This is a genomic window from Streptomyces filipinensis, from assembly GCF_014649495.1.
GTDB classification, from domain to species: domain Bacteria; phylum Actinomycetota; class Actinomycetes; order Streptomycetales; family Streptomycetaceae; genus Streptomyces; species Streptomyces filipinensis.
The window spans coordinates 15,222-34,675 of the sequence record NZ_BMTD01000027.1 but is presented as its reverse complement, the minus strand read 5'-3'; the positions used below and the strand labels follow the sequence as shown (position 1 = coordinate 34,675).

The following is a 19,454-nucleotide window of genomic DNA, read 5'->3' as shown; positions in this document are numbered from 1 at the left end:
CGGTCTGCCATCGACATTTACTAGGACGTCCAAGTAAATTCGAGGGTATGGACGCTCACGCCATCGAGGAGGGCCGCCGGCGCTGGCAGGCCCGCTACGACGCCGCGCGCAAACGCGACGCTGACTTCACCACGCTCTCCGGCGATCCCGTGGAGCCGGTCTACGGGCCCCGACCGGGTGACACGTACGAGGGATTCGAGCGGATCGGCTGGCCCGGGGAGTATCCCTACACCCGCGGCCTCCATCCGACCGGCTACCGCGGGCGTACCTGGACGATCCGGCAGTTCGCCGGCTTCGGCAACGCCGAACAGACCAACGAGCGGTACAAGATGATCCTCGCCGCCGGCGGCGGGGGCCTGTCCGTCGCCTTCGACATGCCCACGCTGATGGGGCGCGACTCCGACGAGCCCCGCTCGCTCGGTGAGGTCGGGCACTGCGGCGTCGCCATCGACTCGGCCGCCGACATGGAGGTCCTGTTCAAGGACATCCCGCTCGGCGATGTGACGACGTCCATGACCATCAGCGGCCCGGCCGTGCCCGTCTTCTGCATGTACCTGGTCGCCGCCGAGCGGCAGGGTGTCGATCCGGGGGTGCTCAACGGGACCCTGCAGACCGACATCTTCAAGGAGTACATCGCGCAGAAGGAGTGGCTCTTCCAGCCCGAGCCCCATCTGCGCCTCATCGGCGACCTGATGGAGTACTGCGCCGCCGGCATCCCCGCCTACAAGCCGCTGTCCGTCTCCGGCTACCACATCCGGGAGGCGGGCGCGACGGCCGCGCAGGAGCTGGCGTACACGCTCGCCGACGGTTTCGGGTACGTCGAGCTGGGGCTCAGCCGGGGTCTCGACGTGGACGTGTTCGCGCCGGGGCTGTCCTTCTTCTTCGACGCGCACGTGGACTTCTTCGAGGAGATCGCCAAGTTCCGGGCCGCCCGCCGGATCTGGGCGCGCTGGATGCGCGATGTATACGGCGCGAAGAGCGAGAAGGCGCAGTGGCTGCGGTTCCACACGCAGACCGCCGGGGTCTCGCTGACCGCGCAGCAGCCCTACAACAACGTGGTCCGTACGGCCGTGGAGGCGCTGGCCGCCGTGCTCGGCGGGACCAACTCGCTGCACACCAACGCGCTGGACGAGACGCTCGCCCTGCCCTCCGAGCAGGCGGCGGAGATCGCGCTGCGCACCCAGCAGGTCCTGATGGAGGAGACCGGGGTCGCCAACGTGGCCGACCCGCTGGGCGGCTCCTGGTACGTCGAGCAGCTCACGGACCGGATCGAGGCCGACGCGGAGAAGATCTTCGAGCAGATCAAGGAGCGCGGTCTTCGGGCGCACCCGGACGGACGGCACCCGATCGGGCCGGTCACCTCCGGGATCCTGCGCGGGATCGAGGACGGCTGGTTCACCGGGGAGATCGCCGAGTCCGCGTTCCGGTACCAGCAGGCGCTGGAGAAGGGCGACAAGAGGGTCGTCGGCGTCAACGTGGCCACCGGGTCCGTCACCGGGGATCTGGAGATCCTGCGCGTCAGCCACGAGGTCGAGCGGGAGCAGGTGCGGGTGCTCGCCGAGCGGAAGGCGGCGCGGGACGAGTCCGCGGTGCGCTCCGCGCTGGACGCGATGCTGGACGCGGCCCGGGACGGCTCCAACATGATCGAGCCCATGCTGGACGCGGTGCGGGCGGAGGCCACCCTGGGCGAGATCTGCGGGGTGCTGCGCGACGAGTGGGGCGTCTACACGGAGCCGGCCGGCTTCTAGGGGGTGTCGTCGCCCCGCGGGGGGGTACCAGGGGGCGCCGCCCCCTGGGCCCCCGGCTCGGCCGGCTGGGAGGCGAGGCCCAGCAGCAGTACCCGGGTGAAGCCGCGCACCCACTCCTCGTCCGCCGGCTTGCCGCTCACCAGGGTGCGGTGGACCACCGCGCCCGCGACCATGTCGAAGATCAGGTCCACCGTGCGGGCGGACTCCTGCGGATCGGGTTCCGGGGGGAGTTCGCCCCGCCGCTGTGCCCGCGCGCGGCCCTCCAGGACCAGGCGCATCTGACGCTCCACGATGGAGGCACGGATGCGCTCGCGCAGGGCGTCGTCGCGCGTGGACTCGGCCACCACCGCCATCAGGCCACTCTTCGCCTCCGGCCGGGCCAGGATCGCCGCGAACTGCAGGACCACGCCCTCGATGTCGGCGGCCAGACTGCCCAGGTCGGGGAGTTCGAGCTCGTCGAAGAGCTCCGCCACCGCGTCGCACACCAGCTCCGGCTTCCCGGCCCAGCGGCGGTACAGCGTCGTCTTCGCGACGCCGGCGCGCGTCGCCACGTCTCCCAGGGTGAGCTTCGACCAGCCCAGTTCCACCAGCGCCTGCCGGGTCGCGGCCAGGATCGCGGTGTCCGCGGCGGCGCTGCGCGGACGGCCGGTACGGCTGGCGGGAGTGCGGCTCTGCATCCCTTGACCATAACCGGCGGGATCTGTGCGGTCGTGAGGGAGATCACCGGGGGGTGGTGTCGCGCGGGGGCCGCATGGCATTACGCTACGACTCGTAGCGAAAGCTCGTGAGGGACGTACACGAGCGGCGACCACGCGGCGTGGGGTGGGGACCCGGCGCCGGCGCACACGACTTTTTCATTCAGGCGCGGGATCGGGGGAGGATAGACGCATGCAGCCACGGAACATGTCCATGAGCGGCGTCGTCGACCTCGCCGCGGTGAAGGCGGCCCAGGAGGCCAAGGCCAAGGCCGAGCAGGCGCGCGCCGAAGCCGCCCGGCAGGGCGGCACGGGGGCCGTCGCCCCGGCCGATCTCGTCATCGACGTCGATGAGGCGGGCTTCGAACGCGATGTCCTGCAGCGGTCCGCCGAAGTCCCCGTCGTCATCGACTTCTGGGCCGAGTGGTGTCAGCCCTGCAAGCAGCTGAGCCCGGTCCTGGAGCGGCTGGCCGTCGAGTACGGCGGGCGCTTCCTCCTCGCCAAGATCGACGTCGACGCCAACCAGATGCTGATGCAGCAGTTCGGGGTGCAGGGCATCCCGGCGGTGTTCGCCGTCGTCGCGGGCCAGGCGCTGCCGCTGTTCCAGGGGGCGGCCGGTGAGGAGCAGATCCGGCAGACCCTGGACCAGCTGGTGCAGGTCGCCGAGCAGCGGTTCGGCATCACCGGTCTGAGCGTCGACCCGGACGCGCAGCCGGGCGCCGCCGCGCCCGTCGAGCACGCGGGCCCCTACGACGCCGCGCTGAACGCGGCCGCCGACGCCCTGGACGCCGGGGACCTGGCCGGTGCCGTCCAGGCCTACAAGAACGTGCTGGCCGACGACCCGGCGCACCCCGAGGCCAAGCTGGGTCTGGCGCAGGCCGAGTTGCTGCAGCGGGTGCAGGGCTTCGATCCGCAGAAGGTCCGTCAGGAGGCCGCCGAGAAGCCGAAGGACGTCGACGCGCAGATCGCCGCCGCCGACCTGGACCTGGTGGGCGGGCATGTCGAGGACGCCTTCGGCCGTCTGATCGACACCGTGCAGCGCACGGTCGGTGACGACCGGGACACGGTACGGCGCAGACTGCTGGAGTTGTTCGAGGTCGTGGGGCCCGAGGATCCGCGTGTGATCGGCGCTCGAAGGGCGCTCGCGCGGGCCTTGTTCTGACCAGTCGCTAAACGCCACGGCTTGTGATGCCGGGGTGAAAGATTTGCCGACGAGGCGTCAGGGCGGCTGCGCTTTACCAAATCTTGGTCATTGCGCAGACTGTTACTCCGAGTAAATCAAGGCCGTTGATCTGTCTGGATTCGTCCAGGGATCAACGGCTTTGCTCTGCCCATGACTGCCACCCAGCGTCGCGTTCCGAGACCGGCCGGTCGTCCTCCGGTTATCCGGCCGTTACTAGCCAGTAACGAACCCCCTTGTGTCCGGCGCGAGAATGCACCACGATCGGCGACGCTCGGTCCATTTCCACACCCCGGCATCCGGTCGGGTCACGAGAGAATCTGGGTCCCCACCGAGCAGAGCCGGCGGCAGTGGCGCGGGCTCTAGGACAGGGGGGTCTTCGTCCTCGGGCGAAGCCTGTCCAGCAGGGTTGTGCGTGATGCGTGTCAGGCGCGACCAGTGGTTGTCGCTCGGGGGTGATCGCCGGTGATTCGGGCGCGGTTCGCGCCTCCGAGCATGGGCGCTCTCCTTCCCGAGGACGTAGCACTTCTCCCATCCCTGCCCGACTGAGCCGCCGACTGGGGCGAGTGCGGGCCAGGAGATGTACGTCCGAGAAGGAGGAAATATGGAGTCCCAGGTGCGTGGCGGGACCAGATGGAAGCGGTTCGCTGTGGTCATGGTGCCCAGCGTGGCCGCCACGGCGTGTATAGGTGTCGCCCTCGCGCAGGGCGCTCTCGCCGCCTCGTTCAGCGTGTCCGGCCAGTCGTTCAAGGTGTCCGCCGACGAGCTCCAGGGCACCGGCTTCGAGCAGTACGGCGCCATCGACAGCGGCTACACGATGGACGGCAAGAAGACGGGCCACCCGGTGGCCGTCTCGGCGTTCAAGCACGCGGAGATCACCAACCTCTGCCAGTCCGTGGTCACGCCGGACGTGCCGATCTTCGGCAACGTCAGCCTGATCCTGCGGGCCGGCGGCGCGGGTCACGACAAGGTCCAGGCCGACAACATCTACATCGACGTTGCCGACCTGAACGCCGACGCGACCTTCAACAACATCGACATCGGTGTGGCCGCCAAGGACGCCGACAAGGGTCCGGGCCTGAAGGGCGGGAGCGAGCAGACCAACCCGTACGGCTTCGCGCAGCAGGCCGACTCGGCCACGCTGAAGGACGTGAAGCAGACGGCGTGGGCGACCACCGCCGGCACCTTCAAGCTCAGCGGCCTTCACATGTCGCTGTCGACGGGTGTCAAGGAGTGCTACTAAGCACTCGCTGACGGGCGGGGGAGCCGGTGGCGCCCCCGCCCGTCCCCTCTCCGGCCGCGTTTCACACGCGGCACACATCACCACCACAGCAACGCCGCACCAGGGAGCTGTTTCCATGAGCGCCGAGACTCCTGCCGCCGCACCCGGCCAGTTCACCCGCCGGAGGCTGCAGTTCCGCGCCTGGCGGGGCACACGTCCGTTCTGGGCCGGACTGTTCGTCATGCTCGGCGGCTTTCTCATCCTGTACTTTCCGTACGCCCACCTGCAGCTGGGCCACCTCACGATGACGATGGGGACGCCCGGCGGCTCCAGCTCCCTGATCATCGGCGTGCTGCTCATCGTCCTGGGCGTCACCCTCTGGGTCCAGCAGCACATCCGGGTCTTCGCGGGTATCGCGGCGATCCTGCTGGCGCTGGTGTCCATCCCGCTGTCCAACATCGGCGGCTTCATCGTCGGCTTCCTGCTCTCGCTGATCGGCGGGGCGCTGGCCGTGGCCTGGAGCCCGGGCGCGCCGCCGCAGCAGCAGCCGCCGGCCGAGGCGGCGCCGGGCGAGGGCGGTGCCCCGCAGACCGCGCCGCTGCCGGAGCAGCGCACCGACGCGCCGGGCGACGTCCCCTTCCAGGGCTTCGCCGCGCCCGGGGAGAACGACCTGTCAGGAACGAGCCCGGCCAACGGGGCGAACGGGAGGCACAGTGCCGGCTGACGAGGTGACCCGCGGGACCGATGTGGACGGGTCCCGCGCGAGAACCGGCCCGCGCCACGCGGCCCCCAGAAAACCGTTGTTCACCAGGTTCCACATGCCGGCCGGCAAGGCGATCGCCTCCGTGGCGATGCCCACCGCCGTGCTGATGGGCATGGGCTTCACCTCCACGCTGGCCCTCGCGGCCGGCGACGGCGGCAGCCCGTCCCCGTCGACGACGGCCAAGAGCCTGACGGCCGACGAGTACAAGGACTGCGTCAAGGCGCTGGACGGCTCCAAGGACACCTCGTCGTCGCCCTCGCCCTCCGCCTCGGAGAGCGCGTCCGGTGACAAGGCCACGCCGTCGCCCTCGGCGAGCGAGGACGCCAAGGACTCCAAGGACACGAAGTCCGGCGACTCGGGCACGTCCTCTTCGTCGGATTCAGGTTCCGACGACAAGGCCACGCCCGCGCCGACCGCGACCTCCGGCTCGTCGGGTTCCGGCTCGGACTCCGGCTCGTCGTCCTCCAGCGGTGACACGGCCACGCCGACGCCGTCCGCGTCCAAGAGCAGTGGCGGTCTGCTGGACACCATCGGCGACACGCTGGGCGGCATCCTCGGCGGCGGCAGCAAGGACTCCGGCGGCTCCTCCGCGAGTGCGACGCCGTCCGCGACCCCGTCGGCGAGCGCGTCCTCGGACGCGTCCAAGGCGGACTCGTCCTCGTCGGACCCGTCGTCCGGTTCCAAGGCCGCCGACACCGTCGGCGACACCGTCTCCAAGGCCACCAAGACGGTCGGGGACACGGTGAAGAAGACCACCGGCACGGTCTCCAGGACCGCCGAGACCGTCCAGGACACCGCCAAGACGGCCCAGGACGCGGCCGGCTCGGCCACGCCCAGCCCGTCCGCGAGCGACTCCGCCTCGGCGGAGAACTGTCCCAAGGCCACGGACGACGTCAGCGGCGTCGACAACAAGGTGCCGGTGGCCGACGACCCCTGGTACCTGGACGCCAGCTCGCTCCTGCTCAAGGGCGCCGACTACCAGGGCATCGTCGAGGTGAAGACGGCGTCCGGCACCACCAAGAAGGTCCTGAAGTACGTCATCTCCAACGGCACGGACATCGGCGACCTGCACCAGACGGTCAAGGACAAGCTGTCCGGCAAGACCTACCACGTGCAGGCGGCCAAGGGTTCGACGTCCACCATCCGGGGCGGCGACACGACGATGTACACGGAGAAGATCTCGGGCAACCTGTTCGGTCTGATCCCGATGACGTTCAGCCCCGACAGCCCGCCCCCGCTGAACCTGCCGCTGATCTACTTCACCAACGTCAAGGTGGTCCAGGCCGCCCAGTTCGGCGGCAACCTGCACGTGCCCGGCATGCACGTGTACACGACCGACTGACCGGTCCAGCAAGCCCGTTCGGGAGCCGCACACAGCTGAGGGCGCCCCCTGGTTCCAGGGGGCGCCCTCAGCGCCTTGCAAGGCCCTTGTGGGGCCTGTCAGTTGCCCTGCGTGCCCAGGTGGTGGACGCGGAGCATGTTCGTGGTGCCGGGGACGCCGGGGGGCGAGCCGGCGGTGATGATGACCGTGTCGCCCGCGTTGAAGCGGCCCAGCCGGGCGACCTCCTGGTCCACCAGGTCGACCATCTCGTCGGTGGTGTTCACGAACGGCACGACGTGCGGCTCCACGCCCCAGCTCAGGGTGAGCTGGTTGCGGGTGCCCTCGTCGGTGGTGAAGGCGATGATCGGCGGGGTCGCGCGGTAGCGGGACAGGCGGCGCGCGGTGTCACCGGACTGGGTGAAGGCGATCAGGCCCCGGCCGCCGAGGAAGTCGGCGATCTCGCAGGCCGCGCGGGCCACCGAGCCGCCCTGGGTGCGCGGCTTCTTGCCCGGCACCAGCGGCTGCAGGCCCTTGGAGAGCAGCTCCTGCTCGGCGGCGGCGACGATCTTCGACATGGTCTTGACCGTCTCGACCGGGTAGGCGCCCACGCTGGACTCCGCCGACAGCATGACCGCGTCGGCGCCGTCCAGGATCGCGTTGGCCACGTCGGAGGCCTCGGCGCGGGTCGGGCGCGAGTTGGTGATCATCGACTCCATCATCTGGGTCGCCACGATCACCGGCTTGGCGTTGCGCCGGCACAGCTCGATCAGGCGCTTCTGCACCATGGGGACCTTTTCGAGCGGGTACTCGACGGCGAGGTCGCCACGGGCCACCATCACGGCGTCGAACGCCGCGACGACGTCCTCCATGTTCTCCACCGCCTGGGGCTTCTCCACCTTGGCGATGACGGGGACCCGGCGGCCCTCCTCGTCCATGACGCGGTGCACGTCCTGGACGTCCTTGGCGTCCCGGACGAAGGACAGCGCTACCAGGTCGCAGCCCATGCGGAGGGCGAACCGCAGGTCCTCGACGTCCTTCTCGCTCAGCGCGGGCACGTTGACGGCCGCGCCGGGCAGGTTGATGCCCTTGTGGTCGGAGACGACACCGCCCTCGATGACGATCGTCTTCACCCGCGGGCCCTCGACGTCCAGCACCTTCAGCTCGACGTTGCCGTCGTTGATCAGGACCTGGTCGCCGCGCGAGACGTCACCCGGCAGCCCCTTGTAGGTCGTGCCGCAGATGTGCTTGTCGCCCGGCACGTCCTCGGTCGTGATGACGAACTCGTCACCGCGTTCGAGCTCGACCGGGCCCTCGGCGAAGGTCTCCAGGCGGATCTTCGGGCCCTGCAGGTCGGCGAGGACGCCGATGGGCCGGCCGGTCTCCTTGGACGCGGCCCGGACGCGGTCGTACCGCGCCTGGTGCTCGGCGTGCGAGCCGTGGCTGAAGTTGAACCGGGCCACGTTCATGCCCGCCTCGATCATGGCGACGAGCATCTCGTGGGAGTCGACCGCGGGGCCGAGAGTACAGACGATTTTCGAACGGCGCATGGGGCGATCCTATCGGTTTGTTTCGCTACGGAATATTCCGTCTGGCGGAAGATACAAATGAGTGCCACACCGCTCAGGTGCTATTCAGTTGTTCTTTCCGACCAGTGCGTAGGTCTGCGTCGCGATCTCCAGTTCTTCATCCGTCGGCACCACCGCGACCGCGACGCGCGCACCCTCTGGCGAGACGAGCCTCGCCCGGTCCGCTCGCACGGCGTTCAGCTCCGGGTCGACCGCGAGGCCCAGCCCCTCCAGGCCCGCGATCGCCGCCTCCCGCACGGGCGCCGCGTTCTCGCCGACCCCGGCCGTGAACGCGACCGCGTCCACCGTGCCGAGTACGGCGTAATAGGCGCCGATGTACTTCTTGAGCCGGTGAATGTAAATGTCGAACGCGAGAGCGGCCTCTTCGTCACCCTCGTCGATCCGCCGGCGGATCTCCCGCATGTCGTTGTCACCGCACAGGCCGAACAGACCGCTCCTCTTGTTGAGAAGAGTGTCGATCTCGTCCATGGACATTCCGCCAACCCGGGCCAAATGGAAGATGACGGCAGGATCCAGGTCTCCGGAGCGCGTACCCATCACGAGCCCCTCCAAAGGCGTGAGTCCCATGGAGGTGTCCACGCACCGGCCCCGCCGGACCGCCGACGCGGAGGCGCCGTTGCCCAGGTGCAGCACGATCACGTTGACCTCGGCCGGGTCCTTGCCGAGCAGCCGCGCCGTCTCCCGCGAGACGTAGGCGTGGGAGGTGCCGTGGAAGCCGTAGCGGCGGATGCGGTGGCGGTCGGCGATCTTCGGGTCGATCGCGTAGCGCGCCGCCTGCTCCGGCATCGTCGTGTGGAACGCGGTGTCGAAGACGGCCACCTGCGGCAGGTCGGGGCGCAGCGCCCGGGCGGTGCGGATGCCCGTGAGGTTGGCCGGGTTGTGCAGCGGGGCTACCGGGATCAGCCGCTCGACCTCGGCGAGCACCTCGTCGTCGATGACGGTCGGCTCGGTGAAGAACATGCCGCCGTGCACCACCCGGTGCCCGATCGCGGCCAGTTCCGGCGAGTCGAGGCCCAGCCCGTCCCGGCCCAGCTCCCCGGCGACCGCCTTGAGCGCCGCGTCGTGGTCGGCGATCGGGCCGGTGTGCTCACGGGTGTCGCCGGAGGCCAGGCAGGTGTGCCGGAGCCGGGAGGTCTGCTCGCCGATGCGCTCCACCAGGCCGACGGCGAGCCGGCTCCGGTCGCGCATGTCGAGCAGCTGGTACTTCACCGACGAGGAGCCGGAGTTGAGGACGAGGACGCGGGTCGCGGTCACGGTGAATCGGGTGCTCTCTGTGGTCAGTTGGCGGGCGTCTGGGCCTGGATCGCCGTGATGGCGACGGTGTTGACGATGTCCTGCACGAGCGCGCCCCGGGACAGGTCGTTGACCGGCTTGCGCAGGCCCTGCAGGACCGGTCCGACGGCGATCGCGCCCGCCGAACGCTGCACGGCCTTGTAGGTGTTGTTCCCCGTGTTGAGGTCGGGGAAGATCAGCACCGTCGCCTGCCCGGCGACATCGGAGTCGGGCAGCTTGGTCGCGGCGACGGACGGTTCCACGGCCGCGTCGTACTGGATCGGCCCCTCGATCTTCAGGTCCGGCCGGCGCGAGCGCGCCAGCTCGGTCGCCTCGCGCACCTTGTCGACGTCGGCGCCCGAGCCGGAGGTGCCGGTGGAGTACGACAGCATCGCGATCCTGGGCTCCACGCCGAACTGCGCGGCCGTACCGGCCGACTGGACGGCGATGTCCGCGAGCGCCTGCGCGTTCGGGTCCGGGTTGACCGCGCAGTCGCCGTAGACCAGCACCTTGTCGGCCAGGCACATGAAGAACACCGACGAGACGATCGACGACTCCGGCCTGGTCTTGATGATCTCGAAGGCCGGGCGGATGGTGGCCGCCGTGGAGTGCACCGAGCCGGACACCATGCCGTCGGCCAGGCCCTCCTGCACCATCAGGGTGCCGAAGTAGTTGACGTCCGAGACGACGTCGTAGGCCAGCTCGACCGTGACGCCCTTGTGGGCGCGCAGGGCCGCGTACTGCTCGGCGAAGGCGTCGCGCAGTTCGGAGGAGGCCGGGTCGATCAGCTGGGTGTCGCCGAGGTCGATGCCGAGGTCGGCGGCCTTCTTGCGGATCTGGTCGACCGGGCCGAGCAGGGTCAGGTCGCACACGCCACGGCGCAGCAGCACCTCGGCCGCGTGCAGGACCCGCTCCTCGGTGCCCTCGGGCAGGACGACCCGCCGCTTGTCGGAGCGGGCCTGCTCCAGCAGCTTGTGCTCGAACATCATCGGGGTGACCCGGTCGCTGCTGGGCGCCGAGACCCGGCGGGCCAGCTCGGCGGTGTCGGCGTACCGCTCGAACAGGCCGAGCGCGGTCTCCGCCTTGCGCGGGGTGGCCGCGCCCAGCTTGCCCTCCAGTGAGAACAGCTGCTCGGCGGTGGGGAAGCTGGTGCCGCTCACGGACAGCACCGGGGTACCGGGGGCGAGCCGGGCGGCGAGGGTGAGGATCTCGTCGCGCGGCACCTCGTTCAGGGTGAGCAGCACGCCGGCTATCGGCGGGGTGCCGGCGCTGTGCGCGGCCAGCGAGCCGACGACCAGGTCGGCGCGGTCGCCCGGGGTGACGACCAGACAGCCCGGGGTCAGGGCGCCGAGGAGGTTGGGCAGCATGGCGCCGCCGAAGACGAAGTCCAGCGCGTCCCGGGCGAGCCCGGAATCGTCGCCGAGCAGGACCCTCGCGTCGAGGGCGTGGGCGATCTGGGAGACGGTCGGCGCGGACAGCGCGGGCTCGTCGGGCACGACGTAGCAGGGGACCGGCAGCCGGGTGGCGAGCCGCTCGGCGATCTCGTCGCGGTCCTCGCGGGCCACCCGGTTGGTGACCATGGCCAGCACGTCGCAGCCGAGGCCGTCGTACGCCCGGAAGGCGTTGCGGGTCTCGGCGAGCACCGACTCGGCCGGCTGCTTGCGGCCGCCGACGACCGGGATCACGGAGGCGCCGAACTCGTTGGCCAGACGGGCGTTCAGGGACAGCTCGTCGGGGAGCTGGGTGTCGGCGAAGTCGGTGCCGAGGACGAGCACGACGTCGTAGTCGCGGGCCACCAGGTGGAAGCGGTCGACCAGCGTCGAGACCAGTTCGTCGGTGCCCTGCTCGGCCTGCAGCGCGGACGCCTCGTGGTAGTCCATGCCGTAGACGGTCGCCGGGTCCTGCGCGAGGCGGTAGCGCGCCCGCAGCAGCTCGAACAGCCGGTCGGGGCCGTCGTGCACGAGCGGACGGAAGACGCCCACCCGGTCGACCTGCCGGGTCAGGAGCTCCATGACTCCCAGCTCCACGACCTGGCGGCCGTCACCGCGGTCGATCCCGGTCACGTACACGCTGCGCGTCACGTGTCCACTCCGTTTCTCATCGTCTTCGGCGTCATCGTCGGCATAAAAATCGCCCACCAAGGTGAGCAGAACCCTCTTGACAATACCCCTGGTCCCGGATAAGGCGCCCGTCAAGTGGCTCACGGCCCCGGTGGACGTGGAACAATCGACAGTGGCTCACCGGCACCGACAGCGAGCAGGAGACACAGCACGATGCGCATCGGAGTTCTCACCGCAGGCGGCGACTGCCCCGGCCTGAACGCCGTGATCCGGTCGGTCGTGCACCGGGCGGTGGCGCAGTACGGCGACGAGGTCATCGGCTTCGAGGACGGCTACCGGGGCCTGCTCGACCGGCACTACCGCACCCTCGACCTGGACGCGGTCAGCGGCATCCTGGCCCGCGGCGGCACCATCCTCGGCTCCTCCCGCCTCGAGCGCGACCGGCTGCGCGAGGCCTGCGACGGGGCCGCCGACATGGTCGAGGAGTTCGGCATCGACGCGCTGATCCCGATCGGCGGCGAGGGCACCCTGACCGCGGCGCGCATGCTCTCCGACGCGGGCCTGCCGGTCGTCGGTGTCCCGAAGACCATCGACAACGACATCTCCTCCACCGACCGCACCTTCGGCTTCGACACCGCCGTGGGCGTGGCGACCGAGGCGATGGACCGCCTGAAGACCACGGCCGAGTCCCACCAGCGTGTGATGGTCGTCGAGGTCATGGGCCGGCACGCCGGCTGGATCGCCCTGGAGTCCGGCATGGCCGCCGGCGCCCACGGCATCTGCCTGCCCGAGCGGCCCTTCGACCCGGCCGACCTGGTCAAGATGGTCGAGGAGCGCTTCTCCCGCGGCAAGAAGTTCGCCGTCGTCTGCGTCGCCGAGGGCGCCCACCCCATCGACGGCACCATGGACTACGGCAAGGGCGACATCGACCAGTACGGCCACGAGCGCTTCCAGGGCATCGGCACCGCGCTGGCGTACGAGCTGGAGCGGCGCCTGGGCAAGGAGGCCAAGCCGGTCATCCTCGGCCACGTCCAGCGCGGCGGAGTCCCCACCGCCTACGACCGCGTCCTGGCCACCCGCTTCGGCTGGCACGCCGTCGAGGCCGCGCACCGCGGCCAGTTCGGCAGGATGACCGCGCTGCGCGGCACCGACATCGTGATGGTGCCGCTCGCGGAGGCGGTCACCGAGCTGAAGACGGTGCCGAAGGACCGGATGGACGAGGCCGAGTCGGTCTTCTAGGGGGTCCTGTCCCCGACGGCCAGCCAGAAGTTCTCGACGATCTGGTCGAGGAACTCCTTGCCGGAGTCACTGGCGCTCCTGCTGCCGCCACCCCAGCTGAGGGTGGCGGCCATGTGCCCCTGGTAGTCCTCGTACAGCCCCTGCAGCACCTCCTCCACGACTCCGCGCTCCAGGGGTGCCAGCCGCATCACCGGCCGCACATAGGCCTGCCAGCGGGTGGTGACCGCGCTGTTCAGCAGGTCGGCGAGCCTGGTCTCGCGGCCCGTGACGGCCACGAAGTCCGGCAGGGCCAGATCGAGCAGCCGGGCCAGCGCGGCCGACTGGCGTTCGTTGCCCCGCCACTGCCCGCTCTCCTCCATCCGCAGATATCCGCGCAGGTCCATGTCGACGGCGTGGGCGACGTCCTCGGGGGCGATGCCCCGGGACATCCGGTGCTCGCGCAGGGTCCGCGGCCGGCTGATGAGTTCGCCCGGGGAGCACCACAACACGCCGGCCAGGGCGGCGAGTTCGGCACTGTGGGGCGCGGCGGCGCCGCGTTCCCAGGCCATCACGAGGTCAGGGGTGACGTAGGGCAGTCCGTACGAGACACGCATCCCGTACGCGACGTGCTCGGGGCCCATGCCGAGCGCGGCGCGGAGCCTGCGGGCGGCCGGCGCGTTGAACGGCAGAGCCGGCTGGTTCGGTTGAGGTGAGGGTTGGCGCACCTCGCACAACGTAGAGGCGCTCCCGCGCTCTGACTACGGTCGGTTCGCCCGAGATCACGGATCGTAGAAACGTACGGATTGATCGCGCAGAGTGATGTGACACTCGGTGTCACCCCGCCATGACCTGGGGTTACCCCACGTTACCCCTTCATCGCGCCGCCCAGCGCGAAGCCCCCTCCCAGCCGGCGGGCCACCAGAACATACAAAGAGATCACCGGCGTCGAATAGATGACGGAGAACGCGGCGAGCTGGCCGTACGCCACCATGCCCCGGTTGCCGAAGAAGTCGTTGACGCTGACCGAGGCCGGCATCTGGTCCGGGGTGAGCAGCAGCATGAAGGGGACGAAGAAGCTCCCCCACATCATCACGAACGAGAACACCGTGACCACGGCGAGCCCCGGCCCCATCAGCGGCAGCACGATCCGGACCAGGGACTGCAGCGCGTTCGCCCCGTCGGTCCAGGCCGCCTCCTCCAGCTCCCTGGGCACCCCGTCCATGAAGTTCTTCATCAGCCAGATGGCGAACGGCAGCTGGGAGGCGGCGAAGAAGAGGATCGTGCCCTGCAGGGTGTCGATCAGGTTCACCCGCACGAACAGCGCGTACACCGGCACCATGATCGCGGTGATCGGCAGGCTCGTCGCGAACAGGATCGACAGCAGGAACGGCCGGTTGAGCCGGGAGCGGAACCGGGAGAGCGGATAGGCGGCGAGGGCGGCGCAGCCGACGGTCAGGGCCGTGGCGCCCCCGCACAGGATCAGGCTGTTGAGCAGCGGGGTGTAGGTGATGTCCGGGGTCAGGATCGCGTGGAAGTTGCCCAGGGTCAGCCCGTGCGGGACCTTCACCCGCAGGTCGGCGTGCGCGTCCACGGAGGACAGCAGCACCCAGGCGAGGGGCAGTGCGAAGGCGACGGCGGCCACCAGCAGGCAGACGTCCGCGGCGAGCCGCCGGGAGACGCGTGCGCGGGGCATCAGACCTCCGTCCGCAGCAGCCGCAGATAGACGACCGAGAACAGCGCCCCGACGAGCAGCAGGAGCAGGGCGACCGCGGTGCCGTACCCGATCATGCTGTTCTGGAAGGCCTGCTCGTACATGAACAGCGGCAGCGTCTGGCTCCTGTTCCCGGGGCCGCCCCGGGTCATCACCCAGATCAGCCCGAACACGGAGAGCGTCTGCAGGGTGTTGAGCATGAGGTTGGTGCCGATGGACCGGCGGATCATCGGCAGGGTGATGTGCCACATCCGCCGCCACCCGCCGGCCCCGTCCACCTCGGCGGCCTCCGTGATCTCGGCGGGTATCCCGTCCAGCGCCGCGGAGTAGACGAGCATCGAGAACGCCGTACCGCGCCAGACGTTGGCGAAGGACACGGCGAGGACGGGGAGCGTGAACAGCCAGTTCTGGCGCGGCAGATGCAGCCAGTCCAGGATGGCGTTCAAGGTCCCCTCCCGCCGGAAGAAGGCGTACAGCAGAAACCCGGCGACGACCTCCGGCAGCACCCACGCCGTGACGACGACCCCACCGGTGAGCGTCCGCACCGGCTTCGAGGCACGCTTCATGAGCGCGGCCAGGGCGAGCCCCAGGGTGTTCTGCCCGAGGAGCGAGGACAGCACGGTGAAGACCAGTGTCAGCCGGACGGCGTTCAGGAACGCGTCGTCCCGGAAGGCGCGCCGGAAGTTGGCGAAGCCGACGAACGACGCCCGCGCCTGACCGGTCAGCTGCAGATCGGTGAAGGCGATGTAGACGCAGTAGGCGATCGGCCCGGCGAGGAAGAGCAGCAGGAGGACGACGGCGGGGGCGAGGGGAAGGGCGCGGACGAGCCGGCGCCGGCCGCTCACGGGTGGACCACTTGGCCGCCGGTGACGTCCCTGAGCATGTCGTCGTACCCGCTCGCGGCCTTCGCCACGGACCGGTCGCCGGTCGTCACGGCCTCCATGGCCTCCTGGATGGCGGTCGACACCTTGGGGTACGCCGGGTACGCGGGCCGGTAGTGCGTGTACGGCACCAGGCCGGTGAAGAACGTGATGCCGGGCTGGGCGGTGGCGTACGAGGGGTCCGCGGCGACGTCGCTGCGCACCGAGATGCCGGAGTTCGCGATGTACCACTTCTTCGCGTTCGCCTCGGTCTGCATCGTTTTGATGAAGTCGAAGGCGAGGCCGGGGTTGCCGGCCTTGGCCGGGACGGCCCAGGTCCAGCCGCCGGACATGCTCACCCTGCCGGGCGCCTGCCCGTTCTGGGTGGGCATGTAGGCGAGGCCCAGCTGCCGTGACCAGTCGGGCCACTCGCGTCCGCTGCCCGGCAGCCACGCCTGCGGGAGCCAGGAGCCGTCGAGGTCGATGCCGAGCTTGCCCTGGGGGAGGAGCTCGCTGTTGACGGTGGTGGCGTAGTTGGGATCGAGGGCGTCGGAGACGTCGGGCCCGAGCTTCTCCCCGTACACGGTCTCGACGAACTTCAGGGCGTCCCGGAAACCCGCACCCGCCGTGAACCACTTCTTCGCCGTGCTGTCGTAGAGCGGATCGGAGGTGCCGTCGCCGGTGCCGTACAGCAGCATCTCGAAGCCCTGCATCGTGGACCGCTCGCCCGCCGGCTTGCCGGTGTACACGTTGAGCGGGGTGACACCGGGCACCTTCCGCTTGATGGTCCGGGCGGCGGCGAGGACGTCGTCCCAGGTCCTCGGCTGCCAGTTCAGCGGCAGCCCGGCCTGTTTGAACACCCGCTTGTCGAACCACAGCCCGCGGGTGTCCGTCCCGTCGGGGACGCCGTACGTCTTCCCGTCCTGCCCCTTCGCGGCGGCCTTGGCGGTGCCGATGAACCGGCCCCAGTCCGGCCACTTCGCGAGATACGGGTCGAGCGGGGTGAGGTAGCCGCTCGTGATGTCGGAGTTGATCAGGAAGGTGTCCTCGTAGACCAGGTCCGGCGCGGTCCTCGGGGAGCGCAGCATCTGCTGCAGCTTGGTGTAGTACTCCGAGTCCGGCGCCTTGATCGGCACGAACTCCACCTTCTTGCCGGGGTGCTTCTTCTCGAACTCCTTCTTGATCCCAGCGAGATAGGTGTCCATCACCTGGATGGAGTTGTCGGTGGACTGCTTGTACGACACCTTGACCGTGTCAGGGCTGCTGCCGGATCCCGAGCCGCACGCGGTGAGGGCGGTGGCGGCGAGAGCGGCGGCGAGGAGGGCGGAGTTGGCGGCGGTGGGGCGCACGGGCATGACCTCCTGCGGACGCACTTCTTCGTGGCCGGGTGGGTGCCGTGTGAAGGTATGAGCGGTTCTCCGGTCAGGTCAATGCGTGTGCACGGGATCGGGCGGCGTCCTCACCGCCCCTGCGAGACCCACCGGTACACCAACTCGGGCCTGCCCACCTGTCCGTACAACGGGCTGCGGCCGGCCCGCCCCGCGTCCACCAGGTGTTCCAGATAGCGGCGGGCGGTGATCCGGGAGATGCCCACCGCCTCGGCCACGCCCGCGGCCGTCAGCCCTTGCGCGGCCTCGCGCAGCGCACCGGTCACCCGCTCCAGGGTGGGCCCGCTCAAGCCCTTCGGCAGTGCCGCGGGCGACGGGGCGCGGAGCACCGCCAGCGCCCGGTCCACCTCGTCCTGGCCGCCGGCCTCGCCCACCGCCGCGTGGAACTCGGCGTAGCGGACCAGGCGGTCCCGGAGCGTGGCGAAGGTGAACGGCTTGAGCACGTACTGGACGACGCCGAGGGAGACGCCCTCGCGGACCACCGCCAGATCACGCGCCGACGTCACCGCTATCACGTCCGCGTGATGGCCCGCCGCCCGCAGCGAGCGGGCGAACTGCAGGCCGTGCACATCGGGGAGGTGCAGGTCGAGCAGCAACAGGTCCACGGCCGTACGGTCCATGACGCGGCGGGCCTCCGCGCCCGTGTGGGCCTGGCCCACCGCGACGAACCCGGGCACCCGGCCGACGTACATCACATGGGCGTCGGCGGCGACCGGGTCGTCCTCCACCACGAGGACGCGGATCGGATGCTGTACCTGCGTCATCTGCCGTCCCCCACCGCCGACCTCAGCGGCAACCGCACCTCGAACACCGCTCCGCCCTCGCCGTCCTCGTCGGACTCCGCCACCGTCAACGTGCCCTCGTGGCGGCTCACCGCCTGCCGGACCAGGGCCAGCCCGAGGCCCCGGCCGCCGGGCCCGGCCGGCTTCGTCGAGAACCCCCGCTGGAATACCAGGTCGGCATGGGCCGGGTCGACCCCGGGGCCCGAATCGGACACCCGCAGGACCACCTCGGCGTCCGAGGCGTACGCCGTCACCGTCACCCGGGCCCCGACGCTGCCCTGCGCCGCGTCCACCGCGTTGTCGATCAGGTTGCCGAGGATGGTGACCAGATCGCGGGCGGGCAGGCTCTCGGGGAGCAGCCCGTCGTCCAGGCGGCTGTCCCGCGACACCACGAGCTCCACGCCCCGCTCGTTGGCCTGGGCCGTCTTGCCGAGCAGCAACGCGGCCAGCACGGGTTCGCGTACCGCCGCCACCACCTGGTCGGTCAGGGCCTGGGCCAGCTCCAGTTCCGCCGTGGCGAACTCCACCGCCTCCTCGGCCCGGCCCAGCTCGATCAGCGACACCACCGTGTGCAGGCGGTTGGCGGCCTCGTGCGCCTGCGAGCGCAGGGCCTGGGTGAAGCCGCGCTCCGAGTCCAACTCGCCCATCAGGGACTGGAGTTCGGTGACGTCCCGCAGGGTGACGACCGTGCCGCGGCGCTCTCCGCCCGACACCGGGGAGGTGTTCACCACCAGGACCCGGGACGCGGTCAGATGCACCTCGTCCACCCGGGGCTCGGAGGACAGCAGCGCGCCGGTCAGCGGGGCCGGCAGGCGCAGCTCGGCCACCGAGCGGCCGATCAGCTCCGTGTCCGGGGCCGTCAGGCCCAGCAGTTCCCGGCCGCCGTCGTTGATCAGCGCCACCCGGTACTGGCCGTCCAGCATCAGCAGGCCCTCGCGCACCGCGTGCAGCGCCGCCTGGTGGTAGTCGTGCATGTGGCTCAGCTCGGCGGCGTTCATGCCGTGGGTGTGCCGGCGCAACCGGGCGTTGACGACGTAGGTGCCGACCGCGCCCAGCAGCAGTGTGCCGCCGGCCACCCCGAGCAGGGCCGTGACCTGGTCCTGGACCCGGGCGCTGATCTCCTCCACCTTGATGCCGGCGCTGACCAGGCCGATGACGCGACCGTTCTCCTCGACCGGGCTCACCGCGCGGACGGAGGGGCCGAGCGTGCCGGTGTAGGTCTCGGTGAAGGTGTGGCCGTGCACGGCGGGGCCGATGCGGCCGAGGAAGCGCTTGCCGATCTGTGCGCGGTCGGGGTGGGTCCAGCGGATCCCGTCCGTGTTCATGATCGTGACGAAGTCGACGTCCGTGTCCCGCATGACCTGCAGCGCGTACGGCTCCAGGGCCGCCGTGGGGTCAGGGGTGTGGATCGCCGCGCGGACCGAGGGGGCGTCCGCGATCGAGCGGGCCACCGCCGTGACCTGGCGCACCGCCGCGTCCTCGGCCTGCCCCTGGTCGCTGACGTAGGTGAACAGCGCGTACCCCGCCACGACCAGCGCGATCAGCACGGCCTGCATCGCGAACAGCTGGCCCGCCAGGCTGCGGGGTCGGGGGAGGCGGGGAACGCGCATGTCAGCAGTGTGCCTCTCCGGTCAAGCGTGAACTAAAT

General features: G+C 70.4%; 16 protein-coding genes. 6 read left to right on the top strand and 10 right to left on the bottom strand.

Features of this window, described 5'->3' with window-relative positions:
- The first annotated feature begins 47 nt into the window (after positions 1 to 47).
- Positions 48 to 1,748 (top strand): coenzyme B12-dependent isobutyryl-CoA mutase large subunit, encoded by a 1,701-nt coding sequence (icmA, locus tag IE244_RS37365; protein WP_191878034.1) that lies wholly within the window; start codon positions 48 to 50, stop codon positions 1,746 to 1,748.
- Here the strand turns inward: icmA and IE244_RS37360 are convergent.
- Positions 1,745 to 2,425, bottom strand: a complete 681-nt coding sequence (locus tag IE244_RS37360; protein ID WP_191878033.1) for a TetR/AcrR family transcriptional regulator — start codon at positions 2,423 to 2,425, stop codon at positions 1,745 to 1,747. The two genes, icmA and IE244_RS37360, sit on opposite strands and share 4 nt — an antisense overlap.
- Positions 2,426 to 2,636: 211 nt before the next feature.
- Here IE244_RS37360 and IE244_RS37355 point away from each other — a divergent pair, with 211 nt between their 5' ends.
- The 4 genes from IE244_RS37355 (at position 2,637) to IE244_RS37340 (ending at position 6,950) form a co-directional block, all read left to right on the top strand.
- Complete coding sequence (locus tag IE244_RS37355; RefSeq protein ID WP_191878032.1) at positions 2,637 to 3,605, top strand: tetratricopeptide repeat protein; 969 nt, start codon at positions 2,637 to 2,639, stop codon at positions 3,603 to 3,605.
- Positions 3,606 to 4,227: 622 nt separating this feature from the next.
- On the top strand, positions 4,228 to 4,866 hold the full coding sequence (locus tag IE244_RS37350) for a DUF6230 family protein (RefSeq protein WP_191878031.1): 639 nt from the start codon (positions 4,228 to 4,230) through the stop codon (positions 4,864 to 4,866).
- Between the two features lie 115 nt (positions 4,867 to 4,981).
- A complete protein-coding gene (locus tag IE244_RS37345) occupies positions 4,982 to 5,569 on the top strand; it encodes a DUF6114 domain-containing protein (RefSeq protein WP_191878030.1) in 588 nt (195 codons plus the stop codon).
- Complete coding sequence (locus IE244_RS37340) at positions 5,559 to 6,950, top strand: hypothetical protein (protein ID WP_191878029.1); 1,392 nt, start codon at positions 5,559 to 5,561, stop codon at positions 6,948 to 6,950. The genes IE244_RS37345 and IE244_RS37340 overlap by 11 nt, the downstream gene beginning before the upstream one ends.
- 98 nt (positions 6,951 to 7,048) lie before the next feature.
- On the opposite strand, the gene pyk is transcribed toward IE244_RS37340, so the two are convergent.
- From pyk to pta, 3 genes are all read right to left on the bottom strand, one after another.
- Entirely contained in the window at positions 7,049 to 8,476 is a 1,428-nt protein-coding gene (gene pyk / locus IE244_RS37335; protein ID WP_191878028.1) for a pyruvate kinase, read from the bottom strand.
- Positions 8,477 to 8,560: 84 nt separating this feature from the next.
- The gene (locus IE244_RS37330; RefSeq protein WP_191878027.1) at positions 8,561 to 9,769 is read right to left on the bottom strand and encodes an acetate kinase; all 1,209 of its coding nucleotides are present in this window, start codon (positions 9,767 to 9,769) and stop codon (positions 8,561 to 8,563) included.
- A 23-nt stretch (positions 9,770 to 9,792) separates the two neighbouring features.
- Entirely contained in the window at positions 9,793 to 11,868 is a 2,076-nt protein-coding gene (pta, locus tag IE244_RS37325; RefSeq protein ID WP_191878026.1) for a phosphate acetyltransferase, read from the bottom strand.
- 192 nt (positions 11,869 to 12,060) lie between these two features.
- Here pta and IE244_RS37320 point away from each other — a divergent pair, with 192 nt between their 5' ends.
- Entirely contained in the window at positions 12,061 to 13,086 is a 1,026-nt protein-coding gene (locus IE244_RS37320; protein WP_191878025.1) for an ATP-dependent 6-phosphofructokinase, read from the top strand.
- Here IE244_RS37320 and IE244_RS37315 read toward each other — a convergent pair.
- From IE244_RS37315 to IE244_RS37290, 6 genes are all read right to left on the bottom strand, one after another.
- Positions 13,083 to 13,790 (bottom strand): XRE family transcriptional regulator, encoded by a 708-nt coding sequence (locus IE244_RS37315; RefSeq protein ID WP_373305825.1) that lies wholly within the window; start codon positions 13,788 to 13,790, stop codon positions 13,083 to 13,085. The genes IE244_RS37320 and IE244_RS37315 overlap by 4 nt on opposite strands.
- A 140-nt stretch (positions 13,791 to 13,930) precedes the next feature.
- The gene (locus IE244_RS37310; protein WP_191878023.1) at positions 13,931 to 14,758 is read right to left on the bottom strand and encodes a carbohydrate ABC transporter permease; all 828 of its coding nucleotides are present in this window, start codon (positions 14,756 to 14,758) and stop codon (positions 13,931 to 13,933) included.
- Positions 14,758 to 15,621, bottom strand: a complete 864-nt coding sequence (locus IE244_RS37305; protein WP_191878022.1) for a carbohydrate ABC transporter permease — start codon at positions 15,619 to 15,621, stop codon at positions 14,758 to 14,760. The genes IE244_RS37310 and IE244_RS37305 overlap by 1 nt, the downstream gene beginning before the upstream one ends.
- Entirely contained in the window at positions 15,618 to 16,991 is a 1,374-nt protein-coding gene (locus tag IE244_RS37300; protein WP_191878021.1) for an extracellular solute-binding protein, read from the bottom strand. Before IE244_RS37300 ends, IE244_RS37305 begins: the two co-directional genes overlap by 4 nt.
- Positions 16,992 to 17,095: 104 nt before the next feature.
- Entirely contained in the window at positions 17,096 to 17,788 is a 693-nt protein-coding gene (locus IE244_RS37295; RefSeq protein WP_191878020.1) for a response regulator, read from the bottom strand.
- Entirely contained in the window at positions 17,785 to 19,416 is a 1,632-nt protein-coding gene (locus tag IE244_RS37290) for an ATP-binding protein (protein WP_191878019.1), read from the bottom strand. Before IE244_RS37290 ends, IE244_RS37295 begins: the two co-directional genes overlap by 4 nt.
- Positions 19,417 to 19,454: the final 38 nt, after the last annotated feature.

What these genes read in the sequence shown, in the direction of transcription:
- IE244_RS37300 (WP_191878021.1), bottom strand. Translation starts at nt 16,991, where the DNA reads ATGCCCGTGCGCCCCACCGCCGCCAACTCCGCCCTCCTCGCCGCCGCT.
- IE244_RS37290 (WP_191878019.1), bottom strand. Translation starts at nt 19,416, where the DNA reads ATGCGCGTTCCCCGCCTCCCCCGACCCCGCAGCCTGGCGGGCCAGCTG.
- IE244_RS37310 (WP_191878023.1), bottom strand. Translation starts at nt 14,758, where the DNA reads ATGCCCCGCGCACGCGTCTCCCGGCGGCTCGCCGCGGACGTCTGCCTG.
- IE244_RS37355 (WP_191878032.1), top strand. Translation starts at nt 2,637, where the DNA reads ATGCAGCCACGGAACATGTCCATGAGCGGCGTCGTCGACCTCGCCGCG.
- IE244_RS37350 (WP_191878031.1), top strand. Translation starts at nt 4,228, where the DNA reads ATGGAGTCCCAGGTGCGTGGCGGGACCAGATGGAAGCGGTTCGCTGTG.
- icmA (WP_191878034.1), top strand. Translation starts at nt 48, where the DNA reads ATGGACGCTCACGCCATCGAGGAGGGCCGCCGGCGCTGGCAGGCCCGC.
- IE244_RS37345 (WP_191878030.1), top strand. Translation starts at nt 4,982, where the DNA reads ATGAGCGCCGAGACTCCTGCCGCCGCACCCGGCCAGTTCACCCGCCGG.
- IE244_RS37360 (WP_191878033.1), bottom strand. Translation starts at nt 2,425, where the DNA reads ATGCAGAGCCGCACTCCCGCCAGCCGTACCGGCCGTCCGCGCAGCGCC.
- IE244_RS37320 (WP_191878025.1), top strand. Translation starts at nt 12,061, where the DNA reads ATGCGCATCGGAGTTCTCACCGCAGGCGGCGACTGCCCCGGCCTGAAC.
- pyk (WP_191878028.1), bottom strand. Translation starts at nt 8,476, where the DNA reads ATGCGCCGTTCGAAAATCGTCTGTACTCTCGGCCCCGCGGTCGACTCC.
- IE244_RS37295 (WP_191878020.1), bottom strand. Translation starts at nt 17,788, where the DNA reads ATGACGCAGGTACAGCATCCGATCCGCGTCCTCGTGGTGGAGGACGAC.